The following is a 19329-nucleotide window of genomic DNA, read 5'->3' as shown; positions in this document are numbered from 1 at the left end:
AAAGCCCCGAAAATTTCAGGGCACGCATTTAGGTTAATTCAATATTGAACTGTGTCAGTTCCTTAAACTGTTGTAAGCGGGCATTTACCTCGCTTTTATGTAAATCCACCATGCGCTCGGTGCCAAATTTCTCTACACAGAACGATGCTAAATTGGAGCCATGTATAATGGCGTTCTTCATACTTTCAAATGATATGTTGCCTACCTCTGTCAAGTACCCCACAAATCCACCGGCGAAAGTGTCGCCGGCACCGGTAGGATCAAATACTTCTTCCAATGGCAATGCGGGCGCAAAGAAAATATTTTCCTTGTGGAACAAAAGTGCTCCATGCTCCCCTTTTTTAATGACGACGTATTTAGGCCCCATCTTTTGAATTTTTTCGGCCGCTTTCACCAAGGAATATTCCTCGGTCATTTGTCTGGCTTCTTCATCATTAATAGTGATAACATCTATTTCAGAGATTACCTTCATCAAATCGTCCCAACTATTGTCCATCCAAAAGTTCATGGTATCCAAAACTATGAGTTTTGGTCGTTTTTCCATTTGATTGATTACACTTAGCTGGATGTTGGGGTGAAGATTGCCGAGCATTACTATGTCCGCATCGGTAAAGTTGCTCGGTACTACGGGATTAAAATCGGCCAGAGTATTTAGTTCTGTGGCCAAGGTATCTCGAGAGTTTAGGTCGTTATGGTATTTTCCTTCCCAGAAAAAAGTTTTGCCTCCTTTTACCACTTCAACACCGGATAGGTCGATGTCCTTGTTTATAAAAATGTCCATGTAGGACTGTGGAAAGTCGTCTCCGACGACAGAAACAATTGCGGAGTCTATTTTGTATTGTGATGCTGCCAAACCTATAAATGTGCCGGCACCACCCAATATTCTTCCTGTTTTTCCGAACGGTGTTTCAATAGCGTCGAAGGCCATGGTCCCCACGATCAGTAATTTGCCCATTACCTAAATTTTGCTGCAAATATACGGTTTGATATTCCATATTGGAATCATTAACAAAGGATTTAAGAAAAACAGAGAATAAATGAGGGATTAAACTCAAGTTCAAGCGCAAACTTAATAAAGGCGTGCCATCTAATATTACTGGTATCTGCTTTCTATTTTCTGCCAAAATCAGCAGGTATTTCCCCCCAGGCCTTGGTCTCCCATTTAACTATTGGGGTGTTGAACCGATTTTTTTTGAGCCATTCTTCGGCACGTGCAATAAGCTCAAAAAGCTGTGCATTTTTCTCGGTTTTGTTCAGTTTGGTTCCACATTTTTTCTTTCTTACCCACCCAATTGCAATTCTGGAATCGGAATAGAGGGTACGTTCACTTTTTTGTTGTTTTAAAAACGCCAATCCATGGACCAACGCCAAAAACTCACCTACATTACTAGTACCCTGTTCAAAAGGGCCTTGGTGAAAAAGGACTCTTTTACTTTTGGTATCCACACCGCGGTATTCCATTTTTCCCGGGTTGCCGCTGGAGGCCGCATCCACCGCTATAGAATTATAATTGGGATTCCCGATTTTAAGCAGTTCCTCTGGAGTAAGTTCGCTTTTGCCCTTGGATTTACCCTTGAAATCCGCATAATTGCCGTTGTAGGCTTTTTTGGCCTCTTCGAACGTAGCAAAGGATTTGTATTGTGCTCCTTTAATGCCATCTATTTGCGCCTTACAATCGGCCCAAGACTCGAAAATTCCGGGATGTTTTCCTTTCCAAACCACATAAAACTTTTTTTTCTTGGCCATTAGGACAGTAGTTTTTTGATCACTTTAGGGAAATGCTCGTATTCCAACTGGTGTACCTTTTGAGCTATGGTTTCTGGGGTGTCCGTGGGTTCGATCATGGTCTTGGCCTGAAATATGATGGCACCTTCGTCGTAATTTTCGTTGACATAATGTATGGTTATGCCGGTTTCGCTTTCATTGTTGTCCTTAACGGCCTTGTGTACCTTGTCGCCGTACATGCCCTTTCCGCCATAATCGGGCAAAAGGGCAGGATGTATGTTTACGATTTTATTTGGATACGCCTCAACAAGGTTTTCCGGTATTTTCCAAAGGAAGCCGGCTAGTACCACAAGATCCGTCTGTAGACCGTGTAAAAGATCCACTATAGCACCGGAACCCTTAAAAGCTGGCCCGTTAAAATAGAAAGCGGGCACGCCGAGGCGGTCGCAGCGCTCAAGTACTTTTGCCGAATTTTTATTGGTAAGTACCGCCGCAACCGTGATCGCAGTGTCTTTGCGAAAAAAGGATATGATATTTTCTGCATTGGACCCACTGCCCGATGCAAAGATTACAATTCGTTTCATTCGTTAGGAATTGATATGATTTTGGACTAAATTACGTCGGCTAAAGTAAGATACACTGATGTAAGATGTTTAATTTGAATCACATTTTATCGTCAAATAGTGTATTTAATCCAAAGTTTTATATTTTTGCCAACGATTTAAATTTTTAAAACCACAATAATTATGTCAGACATTGCATCAAGAGTAAAGGCTATCATCGTTGATAAACTAGGTGTAGATGAAAATGAAGTAGTTGCAGAAGCTAGCTTTACCAACGACTTAGGAGCGGATTCCTTGGACACTGTTGAACTTATCATGGAGTTTGAGAAAGAATTTGATATTCAGATACCAGATGACCAAGCAGAAAACATCGCCACTGTAGGTCAGGCCATTAGCTATATAGAAGAAGCTAAGTAATTATATGATATATCGCTAAAGATTATAAATTATCCATGTGATTGTTGTCACATGGATAATTTTTTTTATAATTTACGTCTAAAGGGTAAAAAAATAGTTCAATGCAGTTAAAGCGAGTTGTGGTTACCGGAATGGGAGCGTTAACGCCCATTGGTAATAATTTGGAAGCTTATTGGGAAGGACTACGAACCGGAAAAAGCGGTTCTGCCCCCATTACATACTTCGATACCGAAAAATTTAAAACAAAGTTTGCTTGCGAGCTTAAAGGGTACGATCCTTCGGATTTTTTTGATAGGAAGGAAGCTAGAAAACTAGATAGGTTTGCCCAATATGCCCTGGTTTCATCGGATGAGGCCATAGCAGACTCTGGAATAGACTTGGACGTTGTGGACAAGTTTAGGGTTGGTGTAGTATGGGGCGCGGGAATCGGAGGTTTGGAAACTTTTCAGAACGAGGTGATCAGCTATGCCAATGGCGATGGAACACCACGTTTTAATCCGTTCTTTATTCCAAAAATGATTGCGGATATAGCACCTGGGAACATATCCATTAAACATGGATTTATGGGACCAAACTATACCACTGTCTCTGCATGTGCCTCTTCGGCCAATGCCATGATCGATGCGCTCAACTACATTAGATTGGGTCATTGCGATGTTATTGTGACAGGTGGTAGCGAAGCCGCTGTAACTATTGCAGGTATGGGCGGATTTAATGCCATGCATGCACTATCTACCCGAAACGAAAGCCCCGAAACCGCTTCTCGACCTTTTGATGCCACAAGAGATGGTTTTGTACTGGGAGAAGGAGCAGGTGCGCTAATATTGGAAGAATATGAGCACGCCAAAGCAAGGGGGGCTAAAATATATGCCGAAGTTTTGGGCGGAGGACTTTCCAGTGATGCCCATCATATGACAGCTCCGCACCCAGAAGGTATTGGAGTGGTAAAGGTAATGGAAAACTGTTTGCAAAACGCTGGGCTTAAACCAGAAGATGTAGATGCCATAAATACACATGGTACCTCAACCCCACTTGGTGATGTTGCCGAATTAAAGGCCATTAGCAAAGTATTTGGTGATCACGCCAAAAACATCAACATTAATTCAACCAAATCCATGACTGGCCATTTGTTGGGAGCGGCAGGAGCCATTGAGGCCATTGCCTCCATTTTGGCCATGGAGCATAATTTGGTGCCACCGACCATAAACCACAGTGAAGTGGATGATCAGATAGATCCATCGCTCAACTTGACCTTGAACAAGGCACAAGAGCGCGAAGTAAAGGTCGCCATGAGCAACACCTTTGGATTTGGAGGACACAATGCTTGTATTTTATTTAAAAAAATAGGGTAGTTTTGTAACATGAAACTCACTTCCAAAATATTCAATTCCCATCCTGACTCGGATGGGGATTTTTTTTTGGGTATGAAAAGGATCCTTGGTTTCAAGCCCAAAAACTTGGAGCTCTATAAAACAGCGTTCCTTCATAGGTCCATGAACAAAAAGGACGAAAAAGGGAATCCTGTAAACTACGAGCGCCTCGAATTTTTGGGAGATTCAATGCTGGGAACCATCATTTCAAAACATTTGTACAACCAAGTACCGGAAGGGGACGAGGGATATCTCACCAAAATGCGTTCCAAGGTAGTGAGCCGTAAGCACCTGAACGAGCTTGGTAAAGACCTTGGATTGCTGGATTTTGTGGAAAGTAGGATTCCGAAAGCACATTTTGGGGAGAATATTCATGGTAATGTCTTTGAAGCACTTGTGGGTGCGATCTACTTGGATAAAGGCTACATGTATTGTGAAAAATTCATAAATGAAAGAGTAATAGAGCCCTATGTGGATATTGAACAGCTCGAGGGTAAAGTGATCAGCTATAAGAGTTTGGTGATAGAATGGTGCCAAAAAGAAAAAAAGACATTCAATTATCACGTATATGAGGACACAGGAAACGACGAGTTAAAACATTTTGCCGTAAAACTTACCATTGGTGATAGAATGTTGGCAAAAGCACGGGCAACCTCCAAGAAAAAAGCAGAGGAAAAAGCCTCAAAACGAGCATATTTCGCTCTGCAGAGCAAGATTGAAAACCAGTAACTTTAAATAATAGTTAACTCTAACGTTTTCGTTTACTTAATAGAAGTATTGTCCTGTAGAAAACTGGACATGCATTAAGATTAAGCCTTATATTTACGGTTCGTGTTATGGGAAATTTGACAACGCACAGGATATCTGCAGATTTATATGACGACAATTTTTCCCTTATTGCCATACACAGCAATTTGGAGGACTACGCCATTACATATGCAATAAATTCCGCTTGCGGACTCAAATTAAAACGCATGAAGAAAGACCTATGTCTCGATGGTCACATGTCGTTCTCGCTGTTCGATTGGGACGATGAACTGAACGATGTATACTGGACCCTGATCTCCAATAAATGTGAAGTAAGGGAGGAAACACCTTCTTTAGGTTTGTTCGAGAACAATGTAACCACGCGGACCGATCATTTGATCAAAGAAAAGAAGGAAGTGGATTATTTTTTGAAGGTAGATGCTGAGAACGAAGATCTATATTCCCAAAAAATCAAGTTCATAAATAAGATATCCAAGGTTATCACAGCATATCCATTGGACACGCAAAATTTGAAATCAAAAAGAAATTTAATCTTTTAACAATGCCAACTACTAAGAAAACGAAAATTGTAGCAACCCTCGGGCCAGCTACCAGTAAAAAGGAAACCCTAAGGGAAATGATATTGGCCGGAGTAGATGTTTTCAGGATAAACTTTTCCCACGCCGCATATGAAGATGTAGCAGAGAGGATCAAAATAATCAGGGAACTTAACGAAGAGTTGGAAATTAACACCGCCATACTTGCCGACTTACAAGGACCCAAACTAAGAGTGGGCGTAATGGGAGGAGAGGCCATAGTTTCTCCGGGCGATGAAGTAACTTTTGTAACCGGAGAACCTTTTGAGGGAACGGCAGAACGAGTTTACATGAATTACCAGAACTTCCCAAAAGACGTAAAGGCCGGTGAGCGAATTCTTCTGGACGATGGTAAACTTATATTCGAGGTAAAGTCCACCAATGGAGAAAACGAAGTGGTAGCCAAAGTAATACAGGGCGGGCCGCTAAAATCCAAAAAAGGAGTCAACCTCCCCAATACCAATATTTCTTTACCGGCATTGACCAAGAAAGATATCAAAGATGCCATTTTTGCTATCGGTCAAGAAGTAGATTGGATTGCACTCTCATTTGTTCGTCATGCCCAGGACATATACGATCTTCATAATTTGATCAAGGAACACACCGAGCATAAAATTCCTGTAATCTCAAAAATTGAAAAACCAGAAGCACTGGAAAACATCGAGGAAATCGTAAAAGCATCCGACGGTCTTATGGTGGCCCGTGGCGATTTGGGTGTGGAGGTGCCGGCACAAGAGGTTCCACTGATTCAGAAACAACTGGTATTGAGTGCCAAAAAGGGTAGAATCCCCGTGATCATAGCCACCCAGATGATGGAAACCATGATCACCAGTTTAACACCTACCCGCGCCGAAGTAAACGATGTGGCCAACTCCGTTATGGACGGTGCCGATGCCGTAATGCTTTCTGGAGAAACATCGGTAGGCAACTATCCTGTCCAAGTAATTGAGAAAATGTCGAGCATTGTCACGAGCGTAGAAGGGTCCAATTTGATCAAGGTACCTCAAAATCCACCACATATCCGTACCAAAAGGTACATCACCAAATCAGTTTGTTATCACGCCGCTTTAATGGCCAACGAGATATCTGCAAAAGCCATATCCACCTTGACCAACAGCGGATATACCGCATTCCAGATTTCGGCATGGCGACCAGCGGCACATATTCTCGTATTTACATCGAACAAAAGGATTTTGACCCAGCTTAATCTTCTCTGGGGCGTTAAAGCTTTTTATTATGATAAGTTCGTTTCCACGGATCAAACCATAGAAGACGTTAACCAAATTGCCTGTAAAAAAGGATTTTTGGAAGTTGGGGACATGTTGGTGAGTTTGGCTGCAATGCCGATCAAGGAAAAGGGAATGGTAAATACCCTACGGGTGACCGAAATCGAGACATGTAATTTCTAGAAAGAAGTTATATACCAAAAATAAAAAAGGTGTGCTCTGCAAAGCACACCTTTTTATTTTAGTGGCCTTAGGGGCCACTGTGATGTAAGTATGAACCACTAAATGGGACTAAATAGCGGGTATAGAAGTAATTGATCAATGAAACACGAATACAAAGATTCCAGGTTAGGTGCTATATTAGGGTTTACGGATGATATTAAAAAAGAGGAAAGATATTTTTCCGAAACTTCCAAGACCATAAAATTTTTGTGGAACAGAAATGGCAGTCCCTTGACCATTCAAATTGATGGACTGGACCTGGAACTGTTGCCAAACCAAATTATTACGGTAACCTATCTACAACACGTTTCTTATAGCAAGGCCCAATTGCCTATAACAGGGATTCTTTTTAACCGGGAGTTTTATTGTATTTCTGATCATGATAGCGAGGTTTCCTGTAATGGAATTTTGTTTTTTGGCACTCAGGATATACCGGTAATAACTATTGGCAAAGAACAATTGAACAAGTTCAACCTATTGCACGATATGTTCATCGAAGAATTTTCGACTCCGGACAATATTCAGGGAGATATGCTCCAAATGCTGCTTAAAAGGTTGATAATTATGAGTACGCGATTGGCGAAGGAACAGTTGATCGTAAAAACTTTGGGGAATGACCAAATCGATACCATCAGAAGATTCAATTTTTTGGTGGACATGCATTACAAAACAAAGCGAAAAGTGAGCGAGTATGCCGAACTGTTGCACAAATCTCCCAAAACCCTCTCCAACCTATTCTCGATTTACAACCAAAAGTCGCCCCAACAGATTATTTTGGATAGAATTGCGTTGGAAGCCAAAAGACTTATCAACTTTACCGATAAGCAAAATCAGGAAATAGCGTACGAACTTGGTTTTAACGACCCGGCCCACTTTAGTCGTTTCTTTAAAAAAATGACCCAGATGACCCCTTCCGAATACCGAGAAAACCTGCTTTTGGTAGCCTAAGGGAAAAATCGTCAAGCCATCGGGAAATTGCTCCTAACACCCACCCTCCTTTCCGAAGCATCTTTGCACTGTAATTAAAAAACAGACAAGAGATGAATATCACGGAAAAATCAATTTTTAATCTCATCGAGATTTTTAGAACAACACCAAAAACCGCGGTGCAAACTGTAAGAGCTTCAGAACACTGTGAGCAAAAGTACCATCACGATTTTTACTGTGATGTAGAAAAACCCTTTGTACAGACCTATTAATCCTTTTATAAAATTCATTTTAAAATTTACAATTATGAGCACAATCAATGTACCTAAAAGAGAAGAAGTAAGTACGGCCAATCAGGCCATTTTTGACAACTTGGAGAAAGCAGTAGGCTTTGTTCCGAACCTTTTCGCGACCTATGCCCACTCAGAAAATGCTTTGGGCAATTATTTAGCACTTTCCAATGCGAAGACCTCTTTGAAGGCCAAAGAGAAAGAAGTGGTGAATTTGGCAGTTAGTCAAGTAAACAATTGTATTTACTGTTTGTCCGCTCACACTGCCATTGGTAAAATGAACGGCTTTACCGACGAGCAAATCCTTGAATTAAGAGCGGGTAAGGCATCTTTTGATGAAAAATTGGACGCTTTGGCACGTTTGGCCAAAAATATTACCGAGAACAGAGGTGCTACAGATGCCCAAGTAGTGGATAATTTCTTTGCGGCCGGATGGACCAAAGAAAACTTGATCGACACTATTGTGTTGGTAGGCGACAAAACCATATCCAACTATATACACAGTACAACTAAAGTACCTGTAGATTTCCCTGAGGCCCAGCCTTTGGAGACGGTAGGCGCATAATAGCGATTACAACCTAACAAATCCTATTATTTTTAATAGGAGAATGTCACAACGAGCGTAGCCAATATGTTTTGTCCATTGACAGCATAACGTGTTCTTGACTGCGCTCGAACTGACATTTTTTGCGTTTAGATAAGCTCAGTATCCTTAAAAAGCGCTGGGGCAATGCTCCTTGCCATAAAAATGGGCCAATCATTTTTAAAAAGGTGGCTCTCCGTTACGGCACTTTCATATAGCATATAAATGCCTCCCGAGATTTTTTCGGTTTCCGCCTTGGACAAGTTGGAGATATTGTCGCCAACAATTTCACCCAAATACAATAGCAGCTCTTTTTTTTGTTGTTGGATTACGGCCAATATGGCCGTTTGGTCCGGTGAAAGTTCTCCAAGTGTATTAATGCCCCAACAACCCCGAAAATCCTCATCCAGATACATATCGCGTAGCAGGTCAAAAATGGCCAGCAGCTTTGGTCGGCCCGTATTCCTTTGCTCAACATAGTTTTTTAACCGAGCAATAAAAGCGTTGTGCCGTTGTTTTAAATACGCCTTGCAAATATCCTCTTTGGATTTAAAATGACTGTAAAGCGTCGCTTTTGCAATGCCACATTTTGATATGATCTCGTTGATGCCGGTAGAATTGTAACCTTGCGAATAAAAAAGGTTGCCCGCCGAAGTTATGATATGTTCGTGCAATTCGCTTCGCTGCATAGAAAAATGGTGTAATAGTGTTTAAAGTGGGGGCTGTTGGTACAAAGTAATAAAGAAATATTGGGTCGGGCAATTAAACCCCTATCAAGTACACCTTTATACCTATGGACACTAACGGTTAAAAGAACGTATCTTCAAGAAAATTATTTTTCGCCTATAGGTTAATCGCCTAGAATAGTGTTTGTTGGAAACAATTTCCTATCTTGTTGCAACTAGTATTATCAATCAAAACAATTAAAACACTATCAAGATGAAAAAATTACTTCTAGCCTGTTTTATCGGGCTTTTGTCCTTTGCCGTTGGATTTGGCCAAGGATTTCAATTTAAAGCCGATGACATTAACATCGATTACAAAAAGTACACATTGAGCAATGGTCTTACCCTTTTGGTCTATGAGGACCACAAAGCACCTATTGCGGCGGTCAACGTTTGGTATCATGTTGGGTCGAAGAATGAAAAACCAGGAAAAAGTGGTTTTGCCCATTTATTCGAGCACTTAATGTTCAACGGGAGCGAAAATTACAATACCGACTATTTTCAAGCCTTGGAGAGTATCGGGGGAACCGATCTTAACGGAACAACCAATAACGATCGCACCAACTATTTTCAGAATGTACCTGTATCCGCATTAGATCAAGTACTGTTTTTGGAGTCCGATAGAATGGGCCACTTATTGGGAGCTATTGATCAAGCAAAACTCGACGAGCAGCGAGGAGTGGTACAGAACGAGAAGCGGCAAGGTGAAAACCAGCCTTACGGTATGCAGTGGGATTATTTGACCAAGGCCATGTACCCTAAAGGTCATCCGTATTCTTGGACGGTTATTGGAGAAATGGAAGATTTGAACGCAGCTTCCTTGGAAGATGTGCAGGAATGGTTTAAATCTTACTATGGCGCGGCCAATGCCGTTGTTGCCGTGGCAGGGGATGTGGATGCCGAGGAAGTGCATCAGAAGGTAATCAAGTATTTTGGGGATATCCCTTCAGGACCCACGGTGGAACGACAAGAGATCAATATTCCCAATAAGATTTTTGATTCTCGTCAGGTATACGAGGATCGTGTTCCCGAAACAAGAGTGCTCTTTGCATGGAATACACCGCCATTTGGTGTTAAGGAGGACCTCCATTTTGATTTGATTTCCGCTATTCTTAGCAATGGGAAGAATTCACGATTGTACCAAAAGTTTATCTATAAGGACCAATCTGCAAGTGCAGCAGTGTCTTTCCAAGCCTCCAGCGAAATTGCGAGCCAGTTTATTACTTGGTTAAACGTAAAGCAGGGTGAAGACCCATCCAAATTGGAGAGGGAACTTGAGGCGGAAATCCAGAGATTTATCGAAGAAGGCCCTACCGCAGAAGAACTTAAAAGGGTAAAGGCCGATTACTTTGCCAATTTTATTAAAGGATTGGAACGTATAGGAGGTTTTGGGGGTGTATCGGATATTCTTGCTTCCAACCAAACCTATCATGGAGATGCATCCTATTATAAAACGACCTTAAAATATATTGAGAATGCCACTGCGGAAGATTTAAGAAAAACGGCCCAAAAATGGCTTTCCAAAGGAAAACATATTTTGGTCTGTAACCCATTTCCAGAGTACGATATTGTGCAATCGTCCGTGGACAGAAGTAAATTGCCGGAACTTGGTGCGCCGAAAAGTTCAAAATTTCCAGATCTCCAGCGCGCGCAACTTTCCAATGGACTCAATGTGGTACTTGCACAGCGCAAAGGCGTTCCGACCGTGGTAATCAATTTGGTCGCTGATGCCGGTTACAAAACGGATTATTTGGCCAGTCCAGGAACGGCAATGTTGGCCATGAACTTGATGGATGAAGGAACCAAGGACAAAACTTCTTTGGAAATAAACGAACAGCTTCAGTTGTTGGGGGCTTCCTTGAACACATTTTCCAGTCAGGATGAATCCAATGTTTATATGAGCACCCTTAAACCAAGCTTGGATGCAAGTTTGGACCTGTTTTTGGATGTGGTCCTCAACCCTGTATTTCCAGAGAAGGAATTTGAACGACTTCAAAAAGAACAAATAAACAATATAAAACAAGAAAAATCCCAACCCATAACCATGGCACTTCGTGTAATGAACAAGTACCTTTATGGAGAGGACCACCCATACAGCAGTCCCTATACGGGAACTGGATACGAGGATACCGTTTCAAAATTGACACGGGAAGACGTGGTCGATTTTTACAATACATGGTTTAAGCCCAATAATGCCACCTTGATCGTTACGGGAGATGTAGAGATGGGAGAGCTCAAATCCAAGTTGGAAAAGAAATTGGGCAAATGGAAGAGCGGTACTGTTCCCACAATTGCATTTAATGCGCCAAAAACCAATTCCAAGAATACATTGTATTTAATGAACCGTCCCGAATCCCAACAATCCGTGATCTTGGCCGGTCATCTTACCGAAAAATATGGCGATGTCTCCGAGATCGCTTTGGAGCAAATGGTAAGTATTCTTGGAGGAGATTTTACATCGCGGATCAATATGAATTTAAGGGAGGACAAGCATTGGTCCTACGGCGCCGGAGGATTTGTTATGGGTTCCAAAGAAGCACGGCCGTTTATTGTATATGCTCCGGTTCAAACCGATAAAACGGCAGAGTCCGTTACCGAAATCAGAAAAGAGATCTCTGAGTTTACATCGACCAGACCGGCAACCAGCGAAGAGCTGGAAAAAGTAAAGACCAACCAAGTTTTGAAACTCCCTGGACAGTGGGAAACCAATAGTTCCGTGAACAGCTCGGTAAGAAACTTGGTCAGGTATAATTTACCGGACGATTATTATCAAAAATATGATCAAAACGTGAGAAACCTTTCCGTGGACGATGTTAGAAAGGTGAGCAACCAGGTAGTGCAGCCCGAAAAAGTGAATTGGTTCATGGTTGGTGATAGAGCTGAGATCATTACAAAATTGGATGAACTCGGTTTTGATAACATCATAGAAATAGACGCCGATGGCAACCCCATAAAGCCTGCGGTAAAGCCAATGGAAACCGATATAAAAAACTAAATTGTAGAGGGCTGTCCAAGAAGTTTTTTTACGTCAACCGGAACTTGTTTCAGGTTCTCATAACCCTTTTAGAATTTCATGATGAGAATCCGAAACTAGTTCGGAATGACGGACAACTTAAAAGTATTTTTAGACAGCTTCTTTTTTTAAAAATCAAATTTGAGTTGAACAAGCACGGATTCTTTTTCCGTGCTTTGTTTTTCTTTTTCCGTGTTGAGGTTGGCGAGTGAAATACCCAGTAACCGAACGGAGTTTTCCAAAGGAGACTGGTACAAAAGTTCCTTGGCGGTATCTAGGATCAAATCCTTGCTGCCAATATAGTAGGGCAGTGTTTTGCTGCGTGTTTGCAGGGTAAAGTCGCTGTACTTGATTTTTAAAGTAACTGTTTTTCCGGCTATTTTGGATTTTTGTAGCCTTCTTTCCAGCTCAGCGGCAATATTCTCTAATTTTTCCAGCATAAAAATCTCACTGCTTAAATTTTCAAAAAAAGTACGTTCCGCTCCCATCGATTTAGGGATACGATGAGGCTTAACCGAGCTCAAATGAATGCCGCGAACTACATTAAAATAATGTTGGCCACTTTTTCCGAAGTGCTGCTCTAAAAACTCCAACGATTTTGATTTTAGGTCCGATCCAGTAAAAATGCCAAGGCGGTACATTTTTTCGGCGGTAACTTTGCCCACTCCATAGAATTTACGAATATCCAAGTTTTCCAAGAATTCGATTACTTCCTCCGGATTCACTGTTTTTTGTCCATTGGGTTTGTTGTAATCGCTTGCCACTTTGGCGATAAATTTGTTTATGGATATTCCGGCCGATGCTGTTAAACCAGTTTTGTCAAGAATTTTTTGGCGTATTTCTTTGGCAATCAAAGTGGCAGAGGGATTTCCCTTTTTGTTCTCTGTTACGTCCAGATAGGCCTCGTCCAGCGACAGGGGTTCCACTAAGTCGGTATATTCAAAAAAAATACTGCGGATCTGCATGGAAACTTCCTTGTAGCGATCAAAACGGGGCTTTACAAAAATGAGGTTGGGGCAATTTCTGCGGGCAATGGCACCGGCCATGGCACTACGCACCCCAAATTTACGGGCTTCGTAGCTTGCAGCGGAAACTACTCCTCGTTTGGACCCTCCGCCCACGGCAATAGGCTTCCCCTTGAGGTCAGGGTTATCATGCTGTTCAACGGAAGCATAAAATGCATCCATATCCACATGAATTATTTTTCTTAGGGGAAAATTAAAGTCCATTTTCAAATTTAGGGTATATTTAGTTTGATGGAACATTTGGAAATAGAACGAAAATTTTTAGTAAAGTCGGATGGGTATAAACAGAAAGCTATCTCCCAAAACCGGATTGTACAGGGCTTTTTGAATACGGATCCGGATAGAACTGTTAGGGTTCGAATAAAAGGAGAAAAAGGTTTTTTGACCGTTAAAGGAGCCAGCAACGCATCGGGAACCACCCGTTTTGAATGGGAAACCGAAATCTCTGTATCCGAAGCTACAAATCTAATAGACCTGTGCGAATCTGGGATTTTGGAAAAAATAAGGTTCGAAGTGCCTTTTGGTGATCAAATATTTGAAGTTGACGAGTTTTTGGGCGAGAACAAGGGCCTTGTATTGGCAGAAGTGGAACTTAAGCACGAAGAGGAACGTTTTGAAAGACCGGAATGGTTAGGAGAGGAAGTCACAGGTAGGATCAAGTATTATAATTCACAACTAAGCAAAAAACCGTATAAGGTGTGGTAGCAAAACCTAGGAAATCCACTGTAATTATAAATCTACTGATCATAATCAGTGGTGTTATGGCCATGGTTATGGAATATTTGGAATATCAATCGGTATATCGATTGTTAAAGCCGCTTACTACGATTTTGGTGATAGCATTACTGGTCTGTGTTCCAAAAGCAAACAGGTCCATATTTAGAAAAATTGTTGTTCTAGCTTTGTCCTTTTGCTTGTTGGGCGATATAGTCTTACTGTTTCCGGAATACTTTGTGTTCGGCCTTGCCTCTTTTTTGGTGGCACACCTGCTATTTATTTGGGGATTTGTACATATAAATGGATTTCAGCGCAATTTGAGTTCTTTAGTACTGTTTTTAGGTACTGGGGGGCTAATTTTTTATTGGCTGTGGCCGGGACTTGGCGATTTTTTGGTTCCGGTCGCGATTTATATTTTGGTAATCTGCACTATGGCATGGCAGGGAATAGGTCTTTATTTAAAACATAAGGGGAAGGAATTTGGTTGGATCGCAGTAGCGGTACTATGTTTTATGTTCTCCGATACCATGATCGCCATCTCCAAGTTCAAGACAGCCTTTGCTTATTCGGGAATCGTTGTGCTCAGTAGCTATTGGCTAAGTATTGGTCTGATTGCAAATGCTGCCAGAAGCCTCGTTTTAAGACCGTCAGAATAATTGGCTCGTTGCCAATTGAACTTAAGCAGCTTTTTCTGTTGTTGGATTTAGTTTATGGTTGATAGTTTTTTGCTCTGACCACTTTTTTTTGTTGATTACACTGATCAAAGGAAAAGTGAATCCAACGCCTAAAAATAAAGCGGCCATCAAAAATATATTAAACGGATTTACAAAGAAGGATCCACTGTTCAATGTTGCAAGAATCAACATGGTGGAAAGTGGGAACGAAAGAGCTAGAATGGTTACCCCAAAATCACTATTGAAAGTTTTGCTTTTTGTTTTTTTATCCATCTCCATTCCATCGACAGTTGCAATATGGGCATAGGGCCAAAAACTACAGGCACTAAGACCAAAGGCCAATGTTAACAAGATTTCGTTTTGCGCGTTAATCCCTATTATGGCCACAAAAAGTCCAGAAATCAACAATACCAATCCTGCCCGGGCGCACAATAAGGAAAATATTTGAAAAAACTGTTTTCTCTTGATCTTTACCGCCAAACCTATAAACAATAATACCAAAGGAGTCATGATCAAACTGAGTTTTTTGAGTGTTTCACTCATAAAAAACGGAAGCGAGTCCATAGTTAGACCAAAGACCAGCAAAACCAAAGCAGCACCGATAAATATATTGACCGGTTCGGAAACCATTGCTTTGATCAAGGGCATTAATCGGGTTCCGCCATTTTTTTCTTTGCTGGATTGTTGGCCATAATGCCAGTTCATAGCAACGAGATATAAAAAAAAGAGCACAAAAATCTTATTGCCCAGATCGGACATCGCCGCTTTTGCCAAATAGGATTCTCCCAAAAATTCCACGATAAAGGGAAAAGCGGACAAACCAGGTGCCAATGAGGGAATCAGTAACTTAGCTGTTCTATACTCCGAAGTTCCTTTGCCAATGCCCAATGGGGGTAAAATAACGGACATGGAAAAGAACAGCAAAACGTTAAGGCCAAGGGCCAATAAGGGCAATATTAAAAGCGGCAGTTCTACCTTGACTCCCAACAACGCAATAAATATGGTTGCCGGCAGTGCAAGGTTTAGAATCACTTTTTTTATTCCAGTAATTTCTTCTTTGGATTTAAATTTAGCTTTGAGCAAGATTCCAATAAAGATGAAAAAAAGGAATACTATGGTTTTTTGAATTCCAATATCCACTATACCAACACTTTATTGAGTGCACTGGTAAAAGTTTTCATTTCTTCCATGGTGCCCATACTTACTCGGCACCAGTTTTGATCCATAAATTGAAATGCTCGAACGCCCACCTTTAACTCGGTCATTTGTTCAAGGAACGGTTTGCCCTCCATTTGAATAGGAAAAATTATGAAACTAGTGGAAGAAGGCACATAAGAATCTATTCCCAATTGTTTTAGACTTGAGTACACATACTCCCTGCATTCGGCATTTAGGGTTCGTGATTTATCTATAAAATCAGCATCATCCATGGCAGCAATAGCCCCATATACGGAAGGCAGCGTAATTCCCATTCCGCCTCGGGTTATCTTTTTCAACCTGTCCAAGGTTTCTTCAAGAGCTACGATATAGCCTACCCGAAGTCCTGCCATACCATGTATTTTGGAAAATGTCCTTGCGATTATAACATTTTTTCCTTGGTTTATTAAGGACACCATACTTTTTTTGGCACCATCTTCCAAGAACCATAAATAGGCTTCATCTACAAAAACGGGTACTTTTTTCGATACGCGTGAACAAAAGTCAACCAACTCTTCATGATCGGTCATAGAACCGGTGGGGTTGTTCGGGTTACAGATATAGACCAGTTTTGTTTGGTCGTCGATAGCTTCTTCCATTGCTTTGAGGTCGTGGGACCAATCCTCTTTTAGTGGAACAGGTTTCCAAGTTGCTCCCACGGATTCGGCCACTCTGATCAAGGACATGTAAGAAGGATCGGCGGAAACAACATTGCCACCATCTTTAAAGAAAACCATGGCAGTCTTTTCCAAAAGGTCGGACGACCCTGGCCCCATCATAATGTTTTTGCTCTCAACTTTTTCAAAGTCGGCTATTTTGTCGACCAACTGAAATAGTTCTTTCCAAGCATATCTGTTACCGCCGGAAACGGAGTTTTTAAATGCCTCCATGGCCATTGGAGATGGCCCGTATGGATTTTCGTTTGCATTTAACTTTGCAGCCAATTCTGGCATTAAATCTTCAGGTTTTGGCAAATATTCTTTAAAGAACGGACTATATATTGCGTTTCCTTCGGCATCCAAGGTCAATGGAGCTTTAGGAGTTTCGGCCAATCCCATATATGGCAAAGCCATTGCCCCACCTGCTGTGAGAACGCTTTTTCTTATCCAATCGCGTCTGTTGATGTTAGTTGTAGTTCCCATTGGTTATTTAGTTTTTAGAAGAAATTAAAATTATATGATCAATTCACTAAAATCAACGATAAAAACGCAAAAAACAGGGGTTTAAAGATATGTTATCTCAATAAATAAGCTTAAAATTTAAAAAAAGAGCAATATTATTGCCGTTAAACAGGGCATTTTTGAAGATAATTCAACGTAAGAATACCTCGCAAGTTGTTTATGATAATGTGGTCCAGAAGTTCTTTGATGCTAAACTCGTTGAAGAGATTTTCTTTGGAATAAACAATGTCTTCCATGCGGGACAGAAATAATGTACAAACCAGTTCTAGATTGACATTAGGCCTTATTTGTTCCAATATTTGAGCCTTTTGCAAAAGAGGGTGTACCATGTTCCAAACAATCTCTTTTTTAAGCTCAATATACTTTTGATAGGCTTCGGGATAGTATTTGTTCAGGCCTCTTAGAAAAGAAGGGTTGAGGTTTTGATATACCATCAACCCTTTTTTGTATATGTAGATTATAGTGGTAAGGGGCTCTTCCTTATTCGGGTTTTCTGATATGTATTTTTGAATGTCTGTACGGATATCATTCAAAAAATACGCTAAGCTTTCAGAGACCAGCTTTTCCTTACTGCTAAAATGCTTGTAGAGTGTTTTTTTCGAAATTCCTAGCTCGGAGGCCAATTCATCCATAGAGAATCGTTTACTCCCAAATTTGGTAAAGTTCTCGATAGCGTGGGCCAATATTTCGATTTTATCACTCAAAATAAACTATTTCCAGCCTCCGCCCAGTGCCCTGTACAATTCCACAATAGCACTTAACTGTGCATATTGTGAATCAACATAGTTGAGTTCGGAGTTCAATGCATTTTGTCTTGCGGTCAACACTTCTAAATAATTGGCCAAACCATTGTTCAACAATTCTTCGGAATAAGTTTCGGCCGTTGCGTATGCTTCGAGTTCTTTGGCCCGTGCATCCAACTTTTGGCTTTCCGCATTATAGGTATATAGGGCATCACTGACCTCTCTTCCGGCCGTTAACAGGGCTTGTTTGTAAGCAAGCAAAGCTTGTTCTTGTTGTGCTTTGGCCACTTCCATTTGGGTACGTAGTTTTCTGCCATTAAAGATCGGCTGGGTCAACGAGCCTACAAGATTTGAAAATAGCGAACTGGCATCCAACCAATTATCAAACTCCAAACTCTGAAAACCACCGGTAGCGGATAGGCTTAACGAAGGATAAAGACTGCTCTTGGCTACATTGGTAAGTTCAAAAGCATTGATAAGACCGTATTCCGCCTGCATCACATCTGGTCGATTGGCAAGTAACAGGTATGGGACCCCGGTACTTAGATCTGTATCGATGGATTGATTGTCCAAATTGCCTCTTTCAATTTTTTGCGGTCCTTCGCCCAAAAGAATGCTAAAAGCATTTTCCAACAATTTAATGTTGTTCTCCAAGTCGATCACAATGATCTCGGTGGTGTGTACTTGAGCTTTGGTTTGCTTTACGGCGACTTCCGTAACCTGTCCTGCATCTTTTAGGGCCATGGTGGTCTCCAGGCTCTTTTTTCGGGCGTCCAAAGTCTGTTTGGCCACTTCCAATTGTTTGTCCAAGGCCATAAGTTGGAAATACGAGGTCGCAATTCCCGCAATTAAATTGGTCTTTACAGCTTGGTGGGCAGAAACACTTTGTAAGTAAGATGCCCCGGCAGCCCGTTTGTTACTTCTGATTTTACCCCAAACATCGGCCTCCCAAGAAAGGGTGCCCGAGAGTTCGTACTGCTCCAGAGGTCTGGTAAAAAAACTTCCAAACTGACTGTTCTCGGAGTTTTTTGTCCTAGTAAAGCTTGTTGTGCCGGACAGGGTTGGGTAATAACCGGCCTTGCCCTGTTTTACATAAGCTTCTGCGGCCACAACATTTTGTAGCGCAATTCGGATATCAATATTATTTTCCAATCCTTGCTCAATATAAGCCGCAAGCTGTTTGTCCTTGAACAGATCTCTCCAAGAAACATCTGCCATTGAGATGCTATCCTGTGGCAAATTGTCGGTCCTGTAAAGACTTTCGGTCTCAAGTTCTGGTCTACTGTAGTTTTTTGCCACAAAACAAGATTGCAATAGCAGAGGTACTGCAAGTAGCAAAAACAATTTATATGAAGGTTTAATTTTCATGGATTATAATCTTTGTTGGT

General features: G+C 41.3%; 20 protein-coding genes. 11 read left to right on the top strand and 9 right to left on the bottom strand.

The annotated features are described in order from the left end of the window. Positions 1–28: 28 nt before the first annotated feature. The 3 genes from MJO53_RS06215 to MJO53_RS06205 form a co-directional block, all read right to left on the bottom strand. Positions 29–955 carry a PfkB family carbohydrate kinase gene (locus tag MJO53_RS06215; RefSeq protein ID WP_224836090.1) on the bottom strand — a complete coding sequence of 309 codons (927 nt, stop codon included), beginning with the start codon at positions 953–955 and terminating at the stop codon, positions 29–31. Positions 956–1110: 155 nt separating this feature from the next. Continuing rightward, on the bottom strand, positions 1111–1746 hold the full coding sequence (locus MJO53_RS06210; protein ID WP_252080872.1) for a viroplasmin family protein: 636 nt from the start codon (positions 1744–1746) through the stop codon (positions 1111–1113). Next, entirely contained in the window at positions 1746–2309 is a 564-nt protein-coding gene (locus MJO53_RS06205) for a phosphoribosylglycinamide formyltransferase (RefSeq protein WP_252080871.1), read from the bottom strand. The genes MJO53_RS06210 and MJO53_RS06205 overlap by 1 nt, the downstream gene beginning before the upstream one ends. A 162-nt stretch (positions 2310–2471) precedes the next feature. On the opposite strand from MJO53_RS06205, the gene MJO53_RS06200 reads away from it, so the two are divergent. The 8 genes from MJO53_RS06200 to MJO53_RS06165 all read left to right on the top strand — a co-directional run bounded on the left by MJO53_RS06200 (position 2472) and on the right by MJO53_RS06165 (position 8648). After that, entirely contained in the window at positions 2472–2705 is a 234-nt protein-coding gene (locus tag MJO53_RS06200; RefSeq protein WP_009778413.1) for an acyl carrier protein, read from the top strand. 101 nt (positions 2706–2806) lie between these two features. Next, positions 2807–4057 (top strand): beta-ketoacyl-ACP synthase II, encoded by a 1251-nt coding sequence (fabF, locus tag MJO53_RS06195; RefSeq protein WP_224836093.1) that lies wholly within the window; start codon positions 2807–2809, stop codon positions 4055–4057. Positions 4058–4066: 9 nt separating this feature from the next. Then, entirely contained in the window at positions 4067–4804 is a 738-nt protein-coding gene (gene rnc, locus MJO53_RS06190) for a ribonuclease III (protein ID WP_252080870.1), read from the top strand. 107 nt (positions 4805–4911) lie between these two features. Further along, a complete protein-coding gene (locus MJO53_RS06185) occupies positions 4912–5382 on the top strand; it encodes an IPExxxVDY family protein (protein ID WP_224836095.1) in 471 nt (156 codons plus the stop codon). A 2-nt stretch (positions 5383–5384) separates the two neighbouring features. Further along, on the top strand, positions 5385–6827 hold the full coding sequence (pyk, locus tag MJO53_RS06180; protein WP_224836096.1) for a pyruvate kinase: 1443 nt from the start codon (positions 5385–5387) through the stop codon (positions 6825–6827). A 138-nt stretch (positions 6828–6965) separates the two neighbouring features. Then, positions 6966–7814 (top strand): helix-turn-helix domain-containing protein, encoded by an 849-nt coding sequence (locus MJO53_RS06175; protein ID WP_224836097.1) that lies wholly within the window; start codon positions 6966–6968, stop codon positions 7812–7814. Between the two features lie 92 nt (positions 7815–7906). After that, the gene (locus MJO53_RS06170) at positions 7907–8065 is read left to right on the top strand and encodes a hypothetical protein (protein ID WP_252080869.1); all 159 of its coding nucleotides are present in this window, start codon (positions 7907–7909) and stop codon (positions 8063–8065) included. Between the two features lie 34 nt (positions 8066–8099). Next, positions 8100–8648: a carboxymuconolactone decarboxylase family protein gene (locus MJO53_RS06165; protein ID WP_224836098.1), complete on the top strand. Its 549-nt coding sequence runs from the start codon at positions 8100–8102 to the stop codon at positions 8646–8648. A gap of 128 nt (positions 8649–8776) precedes the next feature. On the opposite strand, the gene MJO53_RS06160 is transcribed toward MJO53_RS06165, so the two are convergent. Then, positions 8777–9355 carry a TetR/AcrR family transcriptional regulator gene (locus MJO53_RS06160; protein ID WP_252080868.1) on the bottom strand — a complete coding sequence of 193 codons (579 nt, stop codon included), beginning with the start codon at positions 9353–9355 and terminating at the stop codon, positions 8777–8779. A 250-nt stretch (positions 9356–9605) separates the two neighbouring features. On the opposite strand from MJO53_RS06160, the gene MJO53_RS06155 reads away from it, so the two are divergent. Further along, positions 9606–12386, top strand: a complete 2781-nt coding sequence (locus MJO53_RS06155; RefSeq protein WP_252080867.1) for a M16 family metallopeptidase — start codon at positions 9606–9608, stop codon at positions 12384–12386. Between the two features lie 146 nt (positions 12387–12532). Here MJO53_RS06155 and dinB read toward each other — a convergent pair whose 3' ends face one another. Further along, on the bottom strand, positions 12533–13633 hold the full coding sequence (dinB, locus tag MJO53_RS06150) for a DNA polymerase IV (protein ID WP_252080866.1): 1101 nt from the start codon (positions 13631–13633) through the stop codon (positions 12533–12535). Between the two features lie 27 nt (positions 13634–13660). Between dinB and MJO53_RS06145 the strand changes: the two genes are divergently transcribed. Beyond that, entirely contained in the window at positions 13661–14134 is a 474-nt protein-coding gene (locus tag MJO53_RS06145; protein WP_224836102.1) for a CYTH domain-containing protein, read from the top strand. Next, the gene (locus MJO53_RS06140; RefSeq protein WP_252080865.1) at positions 14128–14802 is read left to right on the top strand and encodes a lysoplasmalogenase; all 675 of its coding nucleotides are present in this window, start codon (positions 14128–14130) and stop codon (positions 14800–14802) included. The genes MJO53_RS06145 and MJO53_RS06140 overlap by 7 nt, the downstream gene beginning before the upstream one ends. A gap of 21 nt (positions 14803–14823) precedes the next feature. Here MJO53_RS06140 and MJO53_RS06135 read toward each other — a convergent pair whose 3' ends face one another. From MJO53_RS06135 to MJO53_RS06120, 4 genes are all read right to left on the bottom strand, one after another. Then, on the bottom strand, positions 14824–15960 hold the full coding sequence (locus MJO53_RS06135; protein ID WP_252080864.1) for a permease: 1137 nt from the start codon (positions 15958–15960) through the stop codon (positions 14824–14826). Continuing rightward, positions 15960–17159 (bottom strand): pyridoxal phosphate-dependent aminotransferase, encoded by a 1200-nt coding sequence (locus MJO53_RS06130; RefSeq protein ID WP_252080863.1) that lies wholly within the window; start codon positions 17157–17159, stop codon positions 15960–15962. Before MJO53_RS06130 ends, MJO53_RS06135 begins: the two co-directional genes overlap by 1 nt. A gap of 143 nt (positions 17160–17302) precedes the next feature. Then, positions 17303–17902 (bottom strand): TetR/AcrR family transcriptional regulator, encoded by a 600-nt coding sequence (locus MJO53_RS06125; RefSeq protein ID WP_252080862.1) that lies wholly within the window; start codon positions 17900–17902, stop codon positions 17303–17305. Positions 17903–17908: 6 nt separating this feature from the next. Continuing rightward, complete coding sequence (locus MJO53_RS06120; RefSeq protein WP_252080861.1) at positions 17909–19309, bottom strand: efflux transporter outer membrane subunit; 1401 nt, start codon at positions 19307–19309, stop codon at positions 17909–17911. Between the last annotated feature and the right edge of the window lie 20 nt (positions 19310–19329).

Origin of the sequence: Flagellimonas marinaquae, from assembly GCF_023716465.1 — a bacterium.
Lineage (GTDB): Bacteria > Bacteroidota > Bacteroidia > Flavobacteriales > Flavobacteriaceae > Flagellimonas > Flagellimonas alginolytica.
Note: the sequence above shows the minus strand (reverse complement) of the source record. Positions and strands in the feature narration are given on the sequence as shown.